Genomic DNA, 16,969 nt, shown 5'->3' with positions numbered 1-16,969 from the left:
GCCTGCCGTGCCGTTGCGCTGCGCCGGCTTGCCGGGCCGTCTCGTTGCGCCGGCTTGACGTGCTGGCCCGTTGGGCTGAGCCGCGCTGTCGTGATGCGCGGCGTGGGAGGTCAGAGGTACAGGCCCGTGGACTCGTCGCCGGTGACGGGGGTGATCTCGCGGCCCGATCGCAGGGCGTACAGCTGCGCCAGTGTCGCCCCCGACGGCCCCACGCCCTGCGGCGAGCCCAGCCAGGTGACGGCCTCGTCCTTGCTCAGCGGCCCCACCTCGATCTGGGCCAGGCACCGGCCGGGACGCACGACGGCCGGGTGGAGGCGGGTCAGGTCCTCGTTCGTGGTGATCGCCACCAGGACGTCGCGGCCCTGTCCGAGCAGGCCGTCCGTCAGGTTGAGCAGCCGCGACAGACCCTGTCCCGCCTGCGCCTTGGCGCCCGCGCTGATCAGCTCGTCGCAGTCCTCCAGGACGAGCAGCCGCCAGCGCTGGGCGTCCTCGTCGGTGTCGTAGCCGACGGCCACCTCCATCAGGTAGCCCGGCTCGTTGAACAGGCGCTCCGGGTCGAGCACGCAGTCGACCTGGCACCACTCGCGCCACTGCTTGGCCAGCGAGCGCAGCAGCGTCGTCTTGCCGGTGCCGGGCTGGCCGTGCAGGAGGATGAGCCGGCCGTTGACGTCGGCCGGGGTGATCGCCATGAGCTTGCCGAGGGCCGGGCGCACCTTGGCGGAGTAGTTGGGGCTGATCTCGTCCCAGGGCTGCGCCGTGATCGGCTTCTCGGAGCGGGTGCCGCCGTGCGAGCCGCGCCACCAGAAGCCCATCTCGACGTGGTCGGCCTCCGGCATGGCCTCTTCCGCGCCGTCGATGCTCTCCGCGAGGACGGTCTTGGCCAGCTCCTCGTTCACCGCCGTGACGCTGACCGTGGCCGTGCGGTTGCGGTGGCGTATGACGCGCAGGGTCCAGCCGTCGCCGCTGATGAGCCGCGACTCCGACCCGTCCTCCACCCGCGCGGTACGCAGCACGCGCCCGCCTTCGGGAGCGAGCGGGGCCTCAGGGCGCACCCGCTCCAGATTGGCCAGCCGCGACCACGGCTGCGCCCCCGTCGCGAACGGCGACAACGCCAGCGCGTCGATGACGTCGATGGCGGAGTCGGCGTCGTCGATCCAGATGTTCATCGGGAGCTCGGCGGAGTCCGGGGTGGGGAACGGCACCTCCCTGATCACAGACATAATCGTAATGATCTATGCCAGGGCCGCGGATGTCGAAGGGTTTGACAGGAAAAGCAGGGGTCACTTCTTCTTCAGCGTCCCGGTCTCCGTGACGAGGCCGAAGCCGGGGACGTCACGCCAGGTATAGGTGAGGGCATCGCCCCGCAGCGCCAGCGTGATGGTGCCGGCGATGCAGCCGCCCTCGTTCGCGCCCAGGGAGAAGGTCAGGAGGGCGGGCTCCGCCTTGGTGAGGGTGATGGTGCCCGTGCACTTGGCCTCGGCGTTCTCCTCGGACCAGGCGGCCGTGGACTCGCCGGGCTTCAGCTTCACCGTGTTCTCGGCGCCGTCGTCCATGGGGTTCGTGCTCGTGGTGCGGCCCGACCAGTCGCCCTCGAACGCGGCCGGGATCTTCGGGCCCGCGCCGGCCGGTGTTTCGGTGCCGGTCTCAGTGGCGGGCAGGGTGCCGGTCTGGGTGCCGGTCTCGGCCGGTGACGAGCGGGCGGGGGTGGGAGGACCCGAGCGCGAGCCGGTGGCGGGCGGCGCGGCCGAGGCGGACCGGTCACCGGCTTTCATGGCCGGGGCGCGGTCGAGCGTCAGGACGACGACGGTGCCGGCCGCCAGGGCCACCGCCGCCGCGACGACGCCGACGAGCACGCCACGCGTTCGGGTGCGCCGCGTTCCGGCCGTGGGGGCGTCCGGGCGCCGCGGCCCGGTCGTCCCGCCGGCTCCCGGAAAATGGCCCTGCGGAGGAGCGGGAGCAGGCCCCTGCCGAGCCGGAGCGGGCCCCTGCGGAGCAGGAGCAGGCCCGGGCGGGCCGGGTAAGGGGGGCCGGGGCGCCGCGTTGGGGTCGACCAGGGACATCATGAGCTGCTGCGCGCTCGGCCTGCGGGCCGGATCCTTGAGCAGGCAGGACCCGATCAGCCCCCGCAGACGCGGCGGCAGCGGCGACAGGTCCGGCTCGGCGTGCAGCACCCGGTGCAGCACCGCCGGCACGGTGTCGGCCCCGAACGGGCTCGTGCCCGTGGCCGCGTACAGGATCGACGCGGCCCACGAGAACACGTCCGAGGCCGGCGACGCCGGCGAGCCGGCGATCTGCTCCGGCGCCAGGTAGGCCGGCGTGCCGATCAGCCCGGAGGTCAGCGTCGCCGCGCCCTCCGCCCTGGCGATGCCGAAGTCGACCACGCGGGGGCCGTCGGGGCCGAGCAGCACGTTGGCCGGCTTGAAGTCGCGGTGCACGATCCCGGCGGCGTGGATGGCGGTCAGCGCCGTGGCCGTGCCGACCGCCAGGCGTTCCAGGTCGCCGCCGCGCAGGGGGCCGCGCTCGCGTACGCGGTCGGCGAGCGAGGGGCCGTCGACGTACTCGCTCACCACGAAGGGGCGCGCCCCCTCGGTCGAGACGTCGAGCACGCGCGCCGTGCAGAAGGAGGCGATGCCCTCCAGCGCGTCCAGCTCCCGCGCCAGCCTGGCCCGCGTCTGCCGGTCACCCGCGCTGAGCAGCTTGATCGCGACGGCCTCGCCCGAGGCGGTGTGGGCCAGGTAGACCACACCCTGCCCGCCCTCGCCGAGGCGGCCGGACAGGCGCAACCCGCCCAGCGCCGCCGGGTCGTCCGGTGTGAGGGGGGTCACCATGGCGGCCACGTTACCGGTCCTCCTGCGCATCCGAAGATCACGGTACCGTGTGTCGCTGTGTCAAATGACTCCTTACGCGGAGGTATCCGGCAAGTGTCGAAGATCACGTTCCGTGAGCGGACGCGGTACTGGTTCGACAACACCATGTCCAGGGGCACGGCGTCGCTGATCGGCTGGCTGGCCGTGGCCTCCGCCGGGCTCATCGCCGTGGTCGCGGGCCTCACGCTGTGGCTGGCGCCCCAGGAGCCGGAGGGCGTGGGCCATGCCGGGGAGGTGCTCTGGATCGCCCTCATGCACGCGCTCACCCCGAGCAGGGTCGCCAGCGACAAGGGGTCGTTCGCGTACATGGCGGTGATGTTCGCCGGGTCGCTGGGGGGCCTGTTCATCGTCAGCATGCTCGTCGGCCTGCTGTCCAACGGGCTCAAGCAGCGCGTCGACCGCCTGCGCAGGGGACGCTCGCGGATCGTGGAGTCAGGCCACACGGTGGTGCTGGGCTGGTCGGACCAGATGTTCACGATCGTGGCGGAGCTGGTCAAGGCGCACGCCAGCCAGAAGGGCTCGGTCATCGCCGTCCTGGCGGAACGGGACAAGCTGGAGATGGAGGAGCAGATCCGCGAGGCCGTCGGCGACCTCGGCAGCACGCGGGTGGTCTGCCGCACCGGCCGGCCGACCGAGCCGCGCGACCTCGCGCTGATGAACCTGACCGCCGCCCGCTCCATCGTCGTCCTCTCGCCCGAGGGCGAGGACCCGGACGCGCACGTCATCAAGATCCTGCTGGCGCTGGCCAAGCGCGACGGCCTGCATCCGCCGGTGGTCGCGGGCCTCGCCTCCAGCCGCAACCTGGCCGCCGCCCGCCTGGCCGGCGGCGCCGGCGTGCACCTCGTCGACTCCGACGACACCGCATCCCGGCTCATCGTGCAGTCCTCCCGGCAGTCCGGCATGTCGGTGGTCTGCATGGACCTGCTGAACTTCGACGGCGGCGAGATCTATCTGCGCACCCCCAAGAAGCTCGTCGGCGTCACCTACGGGGAGGCGCTGCACGCCTACCAGACCGCCTCGGTGATCGGCCTGCGCCGGCCGTCCGGCGTCGTGCTGAACCCGCCCATGGACACCGTCGTCAACGCCGACGACCAGGTCATCGTCATCGCGCACGACGACTCCCACGTCCGCCTGGCCGCCGGCCGGCACTCCGTGGACGAGTCCGCCATCGTCACCGTGGCCCGCCCGCCCGCCGAACCCGCGCGCACACTGCTGCTCAACTGGAACGGCAGGGCCGAGCAGATCGTCCGCTACCTCGACGGCTACGTCGCCCCCGGCTCGGTCCTGGAGATCGCCGCCGACCACCCCAAGGCGGGCACCAACCTCACGGGGCTGCGCCACCTCACCGTGAACGTCAAGGACTGCGACACCACCGACAGGTTCGCCCTGGAGTCGCTCGGCGTCGGCCTCTTCCAGCACGTCATCGTGCTGTCCGACGACCGGTTCGACTTCCACCACGCCGACACGCGCACGCTCATGACGCTGCTCCAGCTCCGCGACATGCAGAGCGTGCTCGGCGAGCACTACTCGATCGTCAGCGAGATGCACGACGAGAACAACCGCGCCCTGGCCGAGGTCACCGAGGCCGACGACATCGTCATCAGCGACACCGTCATCGGCCTGCTCCTCGCCCAGCTCGCCGAGAACCAGCACCTCGCCGACGTGTTCGGCTACCTGTTCGACTCCCGCGGGTCGGAGATCTATCCGCGCCCCGCTGCCTCGTACGTCCGGACGGGGACGGAGGTGACGTTCGCCACGGTCGTGGAGGCCGCCCGCCGCAGGGGAGAGACCGCCATCGGCTATCGCGACGCCCAGGGGCGCAACGACCCGCCCCACTACGGCATCGTCCTGAACCCCGGCAAGGCGGACACCATCGTCCTCGGCGAGAAGGACTCGGTGATCGTGCTCGCCGAACGCTGAGCGACCCCGGGCGGTGGGTTACCGTGTGCCCCGTGAGGACCATTGACTGGGTCGACGGCGCCGTCGAGCTCATCGACCAGACCCGGCTGCCCGAGGTGTGCGTGACGCTGCGCGTCCACACCGTCGACGAGCTCGTCGACGCCATCCGGCGGCTGGCCGTGCGCGGCGCGCCCGCGCTCGGCGTGGCCGGGGCGCTCGGCGTCGTGCTGGCCGGCGGCGACCCCGCGCTGATCGCCCGGCTGCGCGCCGCCCGGCCCACCGCCGTCAACCTCGCCTGGGGCGTCGACCAGGCGCTGGCCCACCAGGATCAGGGCCGCGAGGCCGTGCTCGCCGCCGCGCTGCGCGTGCGCGACGACGACATCGCGGCCTGCGTCGCCATGGGCGAGCGCGGCGCCGACCTGCTCGAAGGCGACCGGCTGCGGATCATGACCGTGTGCAACACCGGCGGGCTCGCCGCCGTCGAACGCGGCACCGCCCTCGGCGTCGTCCAGACGCTGCACGAGCGCGGGCGGCTGGCCGAGGTGCTCGCCCTGGAGACCCGCCCCCTTCTGCAGGGTGCCCGGCTCACGGCCTGGGAGCTGGGCAGGATGGGCGCGCCGCACCGGCTCATCGTCGACTCCGCGGGGCCGTACCTGCTGGCCAGGGGCGAGGTGGACGCGGTGCTCATCGGCGCCGACCGCATCGCCGCCAACGGCGACACCGCCAACAAGATCGGCTCGTACGCGCTCGCGCTCGGCGCCGAACGCGCCGGCGTGCCGTTCCTGGTGGTCGCGCCCGAGTCCACGATCGACCAGCACACCCCGTCCGGCGAGCACATCGAGATCGAGGACAGGGGCGCGGAGGAGGTCGTGAGCCTCCGGGGCGTCCGCGTGGCGCCGGAGGGCACGCCGGCCCTGAACCCGGCCTTCGACGTGACGCCGCACGATCTGATCACCGCGATCGTGACGGACAAGCGGGTGATCAGGCCTTAGCGGCGAAATCTCCGATCTCCAGGACCTGTGCGCGTTCCCCGCGTTACGCTCAGTTGTCCCTATAGCGACCTCCGGAGCTCACCATGGCCATCGACCTGGTGTTACGGCGTGACTGGAATGCTCGCGCGCCGCGTGGCAACTACACACAGCTAGATTCCACCAAGGGGGTGAAAGTCCACTACACGGGCGGCCGGGTCGCCCCGGCCATCGTCGACGACCACGGTCAGTGCGTGACCCTGGTGCAGTCGGTGCAGAACCACCACATGAACGGCAACGGCTGGATCGACATCGGCTACTCCTATGTCGCCTGTCCCCATCGGCAGGTGTTCGAGGGACGCGGACTGCACCACCTGCCGGCCGCGAACGGCCCGGGCCTCAACGCCGGCCATTACGCGGTGCTCGGGCTCGTGGGCAACTCCGGCCTCGTGGAGCCGCCCGACGGCGTGCTGCACGCGATCCTTGACGCCATCGAGCACGCACGGCAGCGCGGGAACGCGGGGAAGGAGATCAAGGGACACCGTGACGGCTACGCCACCGACTGCCCCGGCGAGCCCCTCTACGCCTGGGTCCGGCGGGGCGCGCCCCGGCCCGGCACGACCCCGCCCCCGGAGCCGATCGTGCCGCCCTTCCCGGGACGGCTGCTGACCTACCCGCCGGTCATGCGCGGCGAGGACGTGCGCACGTGGCAGGAGCGGATGGTCAAGCTGAACTGGGACCTGGTCGTGGACGGCGCGTACGGCGAGCGGTCACGCGAGGTCTGCCGGAACTTCCAGCGGGAGCAGGGCATCGACGACGACGGGGTCGTGGGGCCGCGCACCTGGCGGCTGGCCTGGGAGGCGCCGGCTTCCTGACATGACCGGGGGACACCCGGGGTTACTGGCTCCGCCGCGTTCCGCCTACTATCCGAGGCATGGAACTGGCAGCGGGTTTCGCGCCCGCCACCCGGGACGGCTGGCGGGCGCTGGCGGTCGAGGTTCTGCGCAAGTCCGGGATCGAGGCGGGCTCGCCCGAGGAGGCGCTGTCCGCCTCGACCTACGACGGGGTGACGATCGCGCCCGTCTACGACCTGGACGATCTGCCGGGTGATCCGGGGTCGCCCGGGGCGGCGCCGTTCGTCCGCGGCTCCCGGGCCGTTCCCGGCTGGGACGTGCGGCAGCGGCACGCCGTGCCCGATCCCGAGGCGCTCACGGCCGATCTGGAGAACGGCGTCACCTCGCTCTGGCTGGTCGTCGGCGACGACGCCATCCCGGTGGCCGCGCTGGGCGAGGTGCTGAAGGACGTCTACCTCGACCTGGCCCCCGTCGTCCTGGAGGCCGGAGCGCTGACCGGGGAGGCCGCCGAGGCCCTGCTCGGGCTGGCCGCCGCCCGCGGGGTCGCGCCGCTCGGCAACCTGGGAGCCTCCGCCGCCACGCCGGAGGGCCTGGAGCTGGCGCGCCGCTGCGCCGCCGGGTTCCCGGGGCTGCGGGCCGTCACGGTGGACGCGACGCCCTACCACGACGCGGGCGGCAGCGACGCGGAGGAGCTGGGCTGCTCGGTCGCGCGCGGCGTCGCGGAGTTGCGCGCGCTCACCGGCGGCGGGCTCTCGGTGGAGCAAGCGCTGGGGCAGATCGAGTTCCGGTACGCCGCCACCGCCGACCAGTTCGCCACCATCGCCAAACTGCGGGCCGCCCGCCGGCTCTGGGCCAGGGTCGCCGAGGTGTGCGGCGCGGCCGCGTACGGCGGGCAGCGGCAGCACGCGGTGACCAGCGCGGCCATGATGACCGCCCGCGACCCGTGGGTGAACATGTTGCGCACCACCGTCGCCTGCTTCGCCGCCGGAGCCGGCGGGGCCGACGCCGTCACCGTGCGGCCGTTCGACGCCTGTCTCGGGCTGCCGGACGCCTTCTCCCGCCGGATCGCCCGCAACACGCAGTCGCTGCTGCTGGAGGAGTCGGGGGTCGGGCGGGTGATCGACCCCGCGGGCGGCTCCTGGTACGTCGAGCGCCGCACCGCCGACCTCGCCGAGCGGGCCTGGGCGTGGTTCCAGGCGATCGAGGCGGCCGGAGGTCTGCCGGCGGCGGCCGGGCTGGTGGCCGGGCGCGTCGCCGCCACCCGGGCGCGCCGCGACGACGACATCGCCCACCGGCGCTTCCCGATCACCGGCGTGAGCGAGTTCCCCAACCTGACGGAGAAGCCCCTCCGCCGGCCCGTCCCCGCGCCGGAGGCCCAGGGCGCCGCGGACGACGGGTTGCCGAGGGTGCGGTACGCGCAGGCGTTCGAGGAACTGCGTGACCTGGCCGACGCCCAGCCGGAGCGGCCCAAGGTGTTCCTGGCCACCATCGGCCCCGTCGCCGCCCACACCGCCCGCGCCGCGTTCGCGGCCAACCTGTTCCAGGCGGGCGGCCTGGCGACCGAGACCGCCGGCCCCGGCGCCGACCCCGAGCAGATCGCCACCGCCTTCGCCGTCAGCGGCACCGACGTCGCCTGCCTGTGCTCCAGCGACAAGCTGTACGCCCAGCACGCCGCCGACGTGGCCACCGCGCTGCGGCGGGCGGGGGCGAAGAAGGTGTGGCTGGCGGGGAAGGGTGAGTACAAAGGCGTGGACGCCACCCTCTACGCGGGCTGCGACGCCCTGAGCGTGCTCCGCGAGACCTTCGACGACCTGGAGGTGACCCGATGATCCCGGACTTCTCCGGCATCGCGCTCAACGCCGAGACGCCGCCGGATGAGCAGAGACCGTCTGAAGCGGGCGCGGCGGGTGAGGTGTGGGAGACGCCGGAAGGGATCGGGGTCAAGCCGCTCTACACCGCCGCCGACCTCGACGGGCTCGACTTCCTGCGCACCTACCCGGGCGTGCCCCCCTACCTGCGCGGCCCCTACCCCACCATGTACGTCAACCAGCCCTGGACCGTCCGCCAGTACGCGGGCTTCTCCACGGCCGAGGACTCCAACGCCTTCTACCGGCGCAACCTGGCCGCCGGGCAGAAGGGCCTGTCGGTGGCCTTCGACCTGGCCACGCACCGGGGCTACGACTCCGACCATCCGCGGGTCGCCGGCGACGTGGGCATGGCCGGGGTGGCGATCGACTCGATCTATGACATGCGGCAACTGTTCGACGGGATCCCGCTCGACCGGATGTCGGTGTCGATGACCATGAACGGCGCCGTGCTGCCCATTCTGGCGCTCTACATCGTGGCGGCCGAGGAACAGGGCGTCGCGCCGGAACAGCTCGCGGGGACCATTCAGAACGACATCCTCAAAGAATTCATGGTCCGCAACACCTACATTTATCCGCCAGGTCCTTCGATGCGGATCATCTCGGACATCTTCGCGTACACGAGCGACAAGATGCCGAAATTCAATTCGATCAGCATTTCCGGCTACCACATTCAGGAAGCCGGGGCGACCTGCGACCTCGAGCTGGCCTACACCCTCGCCGACGGCGTCGAATACCTGCGTGCCGGGGTCGCCGCCGGAATGGACGTCGACCGGTTCGCGCCGCGGCTGTCGTTCTTCTGGTGCATCGGCATGAACTTCTTCATGGAAGTCGCCAAGCTCCGCGCCGCCCGGCTGCTGTGGGCGAAACTCGTCTCCAGATTCCACGCGAAGAACGAGAAGTCGCTGAGTCTCCGTACGCACAGCCAGACCTCCGGCTGGTCCCTCACCGCTCAGGACGTCTTCAACAACGTCGCCCGCACCTGCGTCGAGGCGATGGCCGCCACCCAGGGCCACACCCAGTCGCTGCACACCAACGCCCTCGACGAGGCGCTGGCCCTGCCCACCGACTTCTCCGCCCGCATCGCCCGCAACACCCAGCTCCTGCTCCAGCAGGAGTCCGGCACCACCCAGGTGATCGACCCCTGGGGCGGCTCCTACTACGTCGAGCGCCTCACCCACGACCTCGCCGAACGTGCCTGGGCCCACATCCAGGAGGTCGAGGAGGCCGGCGGCATGGCCAAGGCCATCGAGGCGGGCCTGCCCAAGCTGCGCATCGAGGAGGCCGCGGCCCGCACCCAGGCCCGCATCGACTCCGGGCGGCAGCCCGTGATCGGCGTGAACAAGTACCGCGCGCAGAGCGACGAGGCCATCGAGGTGCTCAAGGTCGACAACAGCTCCGTACGCGCCCAGCAGCTCGCCAAGCTGGCCCGCCTGCGGGCCGAACGCGACGACGAGGCCGTCCGGCACGCGCTCGACGCGCTCACCAAGGCAGCCGACGACCCGGCGCCCGGTCTGGAGGGCAACCTGCTCAAGCTGGCCGTGGACGCCGCCCGCGCCAAGGCCACGGTGGGGGAGATCTCCGACGCGCTGGAGCAGGTGTTCGGCCGGCACGCCGAGCCGGTCCGTACGATATCCGGGGTGTACCGCGACGAATCGGGCCCGGCCGCGAACATCGAGCGCGTCCGCCGGGCGTGCGCCGCCTTCGAGCGGGCCGAGGGCCGCCGGCCGCGCATCCTGGTGGCCAAGATGGGCCAGGACGGCCACGACCGCGGCCAGAAGGTGATCGCCACGGCCTTCGCCGACCTGGGCTTCGACGTGGACGTCGGCCCGCTGTTCCAGACGCCCGAAGAGGTCGCCAGGCAGGCCGTCGAGGCCGACGTGCACATCGTGGGCGTGTCCTCGCTCGCCGCCGGTCACCTCACGCTGGTGCCCGCGCTGCGCGAGGCGCTGGCCGCCCTCGACGCCGCGGACATCATGATCGTGGTGGGCGGCGTCATCCCGCCGGACGACCACGACGCGCTGCGGGAGGCGGGCGCGGCCGCGATCTTCCCGCCCGGCACCGTGATCGCCGACGCCGCCCTGGGGCTGCTGGAGGAGCTCGGCAGACGTCAGTAGGCCGTGCTTCCGCACGTCGTGACCGAGACGGTGCGCTGGGCGGTGACGGGGGAGGTGATCCGCAGCGTGACGCGGTGGACGCCGCTCGTGCTCACGCCGCGCGGCGAGGTCAGGTAGCGCTGGCCGTTCTCGGAGATCGTCGTCGAGAAGCGGCCGGCGGCCACGCCGTCGACGACCCAGGTGTAGTCGAAGCTCAGCGGGGCGCCGGTCCGCCGCACCAGCGCCTGGAGCGTCGGCTCCGTCCAGCAGTCGCCGTTCCTGGTGCCGCCGGCCCGCACGTAGACGACCGTGAGCCGGCCGCCGCCGGCGGCCTCGGTCGCCGAGACCTGCGTCTCGCCGGGCGAGCCCTCCGTCTGGGGGGTGGGCCGTGCGGTACGCGTGCGCTTCGGGCGCGGTGTCGCGGCCGTGGAGGTGGCCGCCGGGGCGTCGGTCGTGACGGACATGTTCGAGGTCTTGGGAGTGGGGGTCGTGGGGGTGAGCCAGACGATGGCGGCGCCCAGGGCGAGCGCGCACACGCCGGAGACGGCGGCGACGAGCACGGTCTTCAGCCGCCTGCGCCGCGGCCTGGCGGGCGGTGGTGGTGGTGGCGGCGGGAGCCGCTCCTCGGCGGCGGTCGTGTCGGGGACCAGCAGCTCGACCAGCGCCGAGTGCTCGGCCAGCTCGGACCGCGCCGCCGGCTGCTCGACCGTGGGCGGGTCCATGGCGACCGGGGACGGCGGCAGGATCTCCTCCTGGCGCGCCAAGCGCTCGCCGGAGCCGGGGAACGGCGCGTGCGCGGCCGGTGTCGCGGCCGGGAAAGGCGCGTGTTCGGCCGGCGCCGGAGCCGCGAGAGGGGTGTGCTCGACCGGCTGCGGAGCCGGGAAAGGTGTGTGGCCGGTCGGCGCCGGAGCCGCGAGAGGGGCGTGGCCGGTCGGCGTCCGCGCCGGGTGCGGCGCCGGCGGCCGGGCGGCCGGGGCGGCCTGTCCCGGCCGGTCTCGCGGCATCCGCGACTTGCGCGTGGGCAGGGGCTGCCCGTGAACGGGTGCGGCCTGGTCGAGGGCCCGGCCCGGGGCCACATCGTGGTCGAGGGTCTGCTCGGACATCTCGTGCCACGCCTGTGCGGCCGGCTGGTGCGCGTCCGGAACCTCACCGCGGCCCGCGCCGCCGGGGCCCGAGTCGCCGCCGATCAGGCGCAGCAGCACGTCGCGCATCGCCGGCCGGGCGGCCGGATCCTTGGCCAGGCAGGAGGGCACGATCTCGCGCAGCGGCCGCCGCAGGTCGCCGATCTGCGGCTCCTCGTGCAGCATCCGGTGGATCACCGCCGGCAGCGAGTCGTCCCCGAACGGCGGCACCCCGGTCGCCGCGAACACGATCACCGACGCCCACGCGAACACGTCCGCCGGCGCCCCCGCCGCCTTCCCGGAGAGCTGCTCGGGCGCCATGTACGCGGGCGTCCCCACGATGTTGCTGGTCGCGCTCATGCCCGACCCGAACGCCCCGGCGATGCCGAAGTCCACGACCTGCGGCCCGTCGGGGCCGAGCAGGACGTTGGCCGGCTTGAAGTCCCCGTGCACGACGCCGGCCTGGTGGATGGAGTCGAGCGCGGTCGCGGTCGCCACCGCGAGCCGCTGCAGCTCCGCACCGCCGAGCCGGCCCGCACGCTGGAGCGGGGGCCCGTCCACGTACTCGGCCACGATGTACGGCCGGCCGCCGGTCGAGGCGTCGAGCACCCGCGCGAGGCAGAAGGGCTCGACCTTGCGCGCGGCGGCGATGTCCTGGGCGAGGCGCTCGCCTGCCGCCAGCCCTTCGCGCAGCACCTTGACGGCGACGGGGGTGCCGTTGCGAGCCTGGCCGAGGTAGACGACACCGTGGCCGCCCGCACCGAGCCGCCCTACCAGTCGGTAGGGTCCCACCGCTGCCGGGTCGCCCTCGCGCAGGGGTTCGACGTTGGGCATGAGGGGAGTGACTCCTGTGACGGCTGAGACAGAACTCCAGCACCCTACTGGCAAAAGTCAAGATCTGTCAGAAGTTATGATGATCAACTGTGTGGAAAGGGGCTAGCCGGGTGCACTCGCTGGAGGACTACGCCGCCGGCGTACGGGCCGGCTCCCGCACGTGGATCGCCCGCGCGATCACACTGGTCGAGTCGACCAGGCCCGACCACATCGCCCTCGCGCAGCGGCTGCTCGTCGAGCTGACCCCGCTCACCGGCCACGCGTGCCGGGTGGGGATCTCGGGCGTGCCGGGTGTGGGCAAGTCCACGTTCATCGACGCGCTCGGGACGATGCTCACCGGGGACGGGCACAAGGTCGCCGTGCTGGCCGTGGACCCCTCGTCGAGCAGGACGGGCGGCAGCATCCTGGGCGACAAGACCCGCATGTCGCGCCTGGCGGCCGACCCCGCCGCCTTCATCCGCCCGTCGCCCGCCGCCGGCACCCTCGGCGGCGTCACCAAGGCCACCAGGGAGGCCATGGTCGTGGTGGAGGCCGCCGGGTTCGACGTCGTGCTGGTCGAGACCGTCGGCGTCGGCCAGTCGGAGACCTCGGTGGCCGACATGGTGGACACGTTCCTGCTGCTCACCCTGGCCCGTACCGGCGACCAGCTCCAGGGCATCAAGAAGGGCGTGCTGGAGCTGGCCGACGTCATCGCGGTCAACAAGGCCGACGGGGAGTACGAGCTGCTCGCCAGGAAGGCGGCCAGGGAGCTGGCGGGCGCGCTGCGCATGCTCAGGTCCGACACGGCGCCGCCGCCCGTACTGACCTGCAGCGGACTCGGCGGTGAGGGCCTGGACGAGCTCTGGCGGCACGTCCTGGCCCATCGGGAGTCGCTCGACCTGGCCGGCAAGCGCCGGCGTCAGCAGGTGGGCTGGACGTGGACGCTGGTCCGCGACCGGCTGCTGACCGAGCTGCGCAACGACCCGGAGGTGTCCGCCGTCGCCGCGGAGGTGGAGCGGGAGGTGCTCGCCGGCGAGCTGACCCCGGCCCTCGCGGCGGACCGCCTCCTGTCGGTCTTCAGGAGGCCCTGAGACGGAGCGCCTCCTGCGCGTGGGCGATTTGACCCTGTATGTGGGCAGGTTGGAGCAGCATCGGCACCCTGGAGGTGGAGTACCTTCCCCCGGCGGGTGAAGTCTGCGCCCCCGCCGTGCCTCCGGCCCCCGGGTCGCCCGCGTGATCCATGTCACGATGACGCGCAACCGGAGTGGGGAGAGGCGCGAATGGGTGCGGAAGCGATGCTGCCTGAAAAGGTGGCCGAGGCGCTGGAGGAGTACGGCGAACTGCTCGACCGGCATGGCATCACCTGGGGCGAGCCCGAGATCCCCTATGTGAAGTTCTTCGCCCGGCGCAGGGTGCTGCCGCCCGCGCTGTTCGACCGGTTCTGGCGGCTCGTACTCAAGGCGGTCGCGGAGAGCCATCCGGGTCAGCCGATCGACCAGCTCGCCGCCCGGCTGGCCGAGCCGGACTATGACCGGGTGCTGCGCGACACCCTCGACGGGGAGGTGCCGGGACATCTGGTCGCCGTGCGGGTCCACCCCGGCGAGATCCTCCTCGAAGGGGCGCCGCGCACCGTCCTGCTGCCCTCGCGGGCGATCCCGCTCCAGGGCGGCCGGCGCGAGCGGACGCGGCCGTTCACGGTGCTGCGGGGCGGCGCCCAGGCAGCCGCAGCAGCGGATGAGACGGCGGTGGCGGCGGGGGCGGAGGCGGGGGCAGCGGCGGGGGCGGCGGGGCAGGCGGCGCCGCCGCTGCCGCTGCCCGGGCGCGGCGAGGAACGCGTCACCCTGCTCATCGACTCCACGCGCGATGAGCCCTGCCCGGTCAGCGTGGACGACGCCCAGCGGACGCTGGCCCCGCGTGGCGCGTGGCTGGTCGAGGCCGACCACGACAGCACGGTCGTCATCGACGGGACCCGGGTGCGTCTGGACACCCTCCTGCGGCCCACCCAGGCGGCCAGGTTGCGCCTGGTGGCGGGCATGCCCTGCCGGTGGAGCGTGCTGGCGGCCGACGGCGCCGGCTGGTTCCCGCCGGACACCCCCCACCGCTACGACTTCCACGAGCGCCCCTACTTCCACGGCGACGACATCGTCCTGGAGGTCCCCGCCGTGCCGCTGACGATCAGGGCCGCCAGAGGCATGGAGTACGGCGAGGCCGCCCTGGAGCTGACCCCTGAGCCCGGCGCGGAGCACCTGATCAGGCTGACCCCGGAACGCCTCTACGACGCGGCCGCGCGCGACTGGTACGGCGGCGACATGCACGTGCACCTCAACTGGGCGGGCGACCTGGTGGGACTGCCCGCCGACGCGGCCGCCGCCCAGCACGGCGAGGACCTGCACGTGCTGAACCTGCTGGCGGGCAACGTCTCGGGCCGGCGCGTCTACGACCGCGAGGCGTTCGAGCACTGGACGGACCAGGACCTGCCGTGGTCCGACGCCACGCACGTGGCCAGAATGGGCGTCGAGTACCGCAACGACCTGCTCGGCCACATCTACGCGTTCGCGCCCAGGGCCGCGCCCGGCCGCTATCACACCGGGTTCGACGGCGACGCGGACTGGCCGCCCAACGCCGACGGGCTGCGCGAGCTGCGCGGCCTCGGCGCGCTCGTCGGCTACAGCCACCCGTTCGGCACGCCGATCGCGGACGGCGACCCGCCGAAGGGCATCGTGTCGCCCGTGCCGCGCAACTGCGCCGCCCGCGAGCTGGTCGCCGACGCCGCGCTCGGGCTCGTGGACACCCTCGACGTGCTCACGCACGCCTCGATCCCGTCCACGGCGGCCGTCTACCGGCGGCTGATCGGCGCGGGCAACCGCCTCGCCGTCACCGCGGGAACGGACGCGATGATCTCCTTCACCCGCTCGGACAACCAGTCGAACCCGCCCGGCTGGGCCCGCGTCTACGCCCACGTCGAGGGGGAGCTGAGCGCCCGGTCGTTCGCGTCGGCCGTACGCGCCGGCCGGACGTTCGCCACCACCGGCCCCTGGCTGGAGCTGTCGGTGAACGGCGGCGGCCCCGGCCACGTCATCCACGCGCGCCGGGGCCAGCGGGTGAGCGTCACGGCCGCCGCGATCGGCCCCGAGGTCGCGGCGGTGCGCATCCGCACGGCCGAGGGCGTGCGGGCGGGAGCCGAGCGGATGCCCGGCGACGCCCGGCCGACCGGCGAGCGGCTGACCGTGACGGCCGACCTGCTGGTGGACGGGCCGACGTACGTGATCGCCGAGGTCCTGTGCGATCCGCACCCGCGCACCATGACCGCCACCGGGTACGCCCTCACCAGCCCCGTCTACGTGGACGTGGACGGCAGGCGGGTGGCCAGGAAGGAGGACGTGCGCTGGTGCCTGGAGTGGCTGGACCTGCTGGAGGACCTGATCAAGCAGCATGGCCGCCTGGCCACCCCGTACCAGTTCGGCGACCACGTCTCCCTGCTGGAACAGGCCAGGGCGGTCTACCGGGCCCGGCTCCTAAGCTGATCCCCATGAACGTCGAGACCCTGCTTCGCCCCCACCCCACCTGGCTCGCCCATCTCCAGTCCCTGAGCGGCCTCGACCTCGCCTTCCCCGACGACCTGTCGTCGGAGCTGCTGAGGCTCGCCGTGCCGCACGAGGACGTCAACGCCGTCATCGCCTCCCGGCCGGAGCCGGGCAGCGCGCTGTGGTGGCTGACAGAGCGGTGCGCGCAGTCGCTGGTGTCCACGATGGGCTCGCTCGACGAGCCGCCGGGGTTCCCGGAGCTCCCGGAGCTGGGGCCCTACTTCTACGTGCACGTCTTCCTCGCCACGCTGCCCCACACCCGCGCCTACCACCGCGCGCGGGGCATCCCGGAGGAGGTGTCCTGGGCGACGTTCACCGATCTGGGCCGCAACATGGCCGTGCACCGCAAGCGCCATGGCACGGGCGGCCTGCACGCGCCCTGGTGGTTCATGCTGCACGCCCGCGGCGTCCTCTACCAACTGGGCCGCCTCCAGTTCAACCGGAGCGCGCTGGGCCCGTCCACCGGCGCGGCGATCGAGGCCGCGGGCGGCCCGGCGGGGCCGGGCTCCCCGGCGCTCGAGGTGCACGTCCCCGACTTCCACGGCCCGCTGACCCCCGGCGCCTGCGCCGCCTCCCTGGAGCGGGCCAGGCGGTTCTTCCCGCTGCACTTCCCGCAGGAGGACCTGCGGGTCATGACCTGCGGGTCGTGGCTGCTGGACGAGCAGCTCGCCCGCTACCTGCCGGAGAGCTCCAACATCGTCGCCTTCCAGCGGCTCTTCCAGCCGCTCGGCAGGTTCGACGACGGCGACATGTTGTCGTTCGTGTTCGGCGCGGACGCCGGCGGCCCGGCCGGGTTGCCCCGCCGCACCCGGCTGCAGCGGGCCATCGCCGACCATCTCGCGTCCGGGGGCACCTGGTACGGCCGGATGGGCTGGCTGCGCTTCTGACCACCGGCCGTCGCG

General features: G+C 73.1%; 11 protein-coding genes. 8 read left to right on the top strand and 3 right to left on the bottom strand.

All coding sequences use genetic code 11. The features are described 5' to 3' along the window. Positions 1 to 110: 110 nt before the first annotated feature. Positions 111 to 1,220 (bottom strand): DUF5925 domain-containing protein, encoded by a 1,110-nt coding sequence (locus ACWD0F_RS16395; RefSeq protein ID WP_449876100.1) that lies wholly within the window; start codon positions 1,218 to 1,220, stop codon positions 111 to 113. 60 nt (positions 1,221 to 1,280) lie between these two features. Beyond that, positions 1,281 to 2,828, bottom strand: a complete 1,548-nt coding sequence (locus tag ACWD0F_RS16390; RefSeq protein ID WP_449876098.1) for a serine/threonine-protein kinase — start codon at positions 2,826 to 2,828, stop codon at positions 1,281 to 1,283. Between the two features lie 93 nt (positions 2,829 to 2,921). Here ACWD0F_RS16390 and ACWD0F_RS16385 point away from each other — a divergent pair, with 93 nt between their 5' ends. From ACWD0F_RS16385 to scpA, 5 genes are all read left to right on the top strand, one after another. Continuing rightward, on the top strand, positions 2,922 to 4,787 hold the full coding sequence (locus ACWD0F_RS16385) for a CASTOR/POLLUX-related putative ion channel (RefSeq protein WP_449876096.1): 1,866 nt from the start codon (positions 2,922 to 2,924) through the stop codon (positions 4,785 to 4,787). Positions 4,788 to 4,819: 32 nt separating this feature from the next. After that, positions 4,820 to 5,758: an S-methyl-5-thioribose-1-phosphate isomerase gene (gene mtnA / locus ACWD0F_RS16380; protein WP_449876094.1), complete on the top strand. Its 939-nt coding sequence runs from the start codon at positions 4,820 to 4,822 to the stop codon at positions 5,756 to 5,758. An 83-nt stretch (positions 5,759 to 5,841) separates the two neighbouring features. After that, positions 5,842 to 6,609 carry a peptidoglycan recognition protein family protein gene (locus ACWD0F_RS16375; RefSeq protein ID WP_449876092.1) on the top strand — a complete coding sequence of 256 codons (768 nt, stop codon included), beginning with the start codon at positions 5,842 to 5,844 and terminating at the stop codon, positions 6,607 to 6,609. Positions 6,610 to 6,668: 59 nt separating this feature from the next. Next, positions 6,669 to 8,417, top strand: coding sequence for a methylmalonyl-CoA mutase family protein (locus tag ACWD0F_RS16370; protein ID WP_449876091.1), 1,749 nt, complete (start codon positions 6,669 to 6,671; stop codon positions 8,415 to 8,417). Beyond that, positions 8,414 to 10,570, top strand: coding sequence for a methylmalonyl-CoA mutase (scpA, locus tag ACWD0F_RS16365; protein WP_449876089.1), 2,157 nt, complete (start codon positions 8,414 to 8,416; stop codon positions 10,568 to 10,570). Before ACWD0F_RS16370 ends, scpA begins: the two co-directional genes overlap by 4 nt. On the opposite strand, the gene ACWD0F_RS16360 is transcribed toward scpA, so the two are convergent. Next, positions 10,564 to 12,504 (bottom strand): serine/threonine-protein kinase, encoded by a 1,941-nt coding sequence (locus ACWD0F_RS16360; protein ID WP_449876087.1) that lies wholly within the window; start codon positions 12,502 to 12,504, stop codon positions 10,564 to 10,566. The genes scpA and ACWD0F_RS16360 overlap by 7 nt on opposite strands. 89 nt (positions 12,505 to 12,593) lie before the next feature. Here ACWD0F_RS16360 and meaB point away from each other — a divergent pair, with 89 nt between their 5' ends. The 3 genes from meaB (at position 12,594) to ACWD0F_RS16345 (ending at position 16,954) form a co-directional block, all read left to right on the top strand. Beyond that, positions 12,594 to 13,574, top strand: a complete 981-nt coding sequence (meaB, locus tag ACWD0F_RS16355; RefSeq protein WP_449876085.1) for a methylmalonyl Co-A mutase-associated GTPase MeaB — start codon at positions 12,594 to 12,596, stop codon at positions 13,572 to 13,574. A gap of 204 nt (positions 13,575 to 13,778) precedes the next feature. Next, complete coding sequence (locus ACWD0F_RS16350; protein WP_449876084.1) at positions 13,779 to 16,007, top strand: CehA/McbA family metallohydrolase; 2,229 nt, start codon at positions 13,779 to 13,781, stop codon at positions 16,005 to 16,007. A gap of 5 nt (positions 16,008 to 16,012) precedes the next feature. Next, entirely contained in the window at positions 16,013 to 16,954 is a 942-nt protein-coding gene (locus tag ACWD0F_RS16345) for an acyltransferase domain-containing protein (protein WP_449876082.1), read from the top strand. Positions 16,955 to 16,969 lie beyond the last annotated feature (15 nt).

This window comes from Nonomuraea sp. NPDC002799 (assembly GCF_053592075.1).
This window is presented reverse-complemented; position numbering and strand designations above follow the sequence as displayed.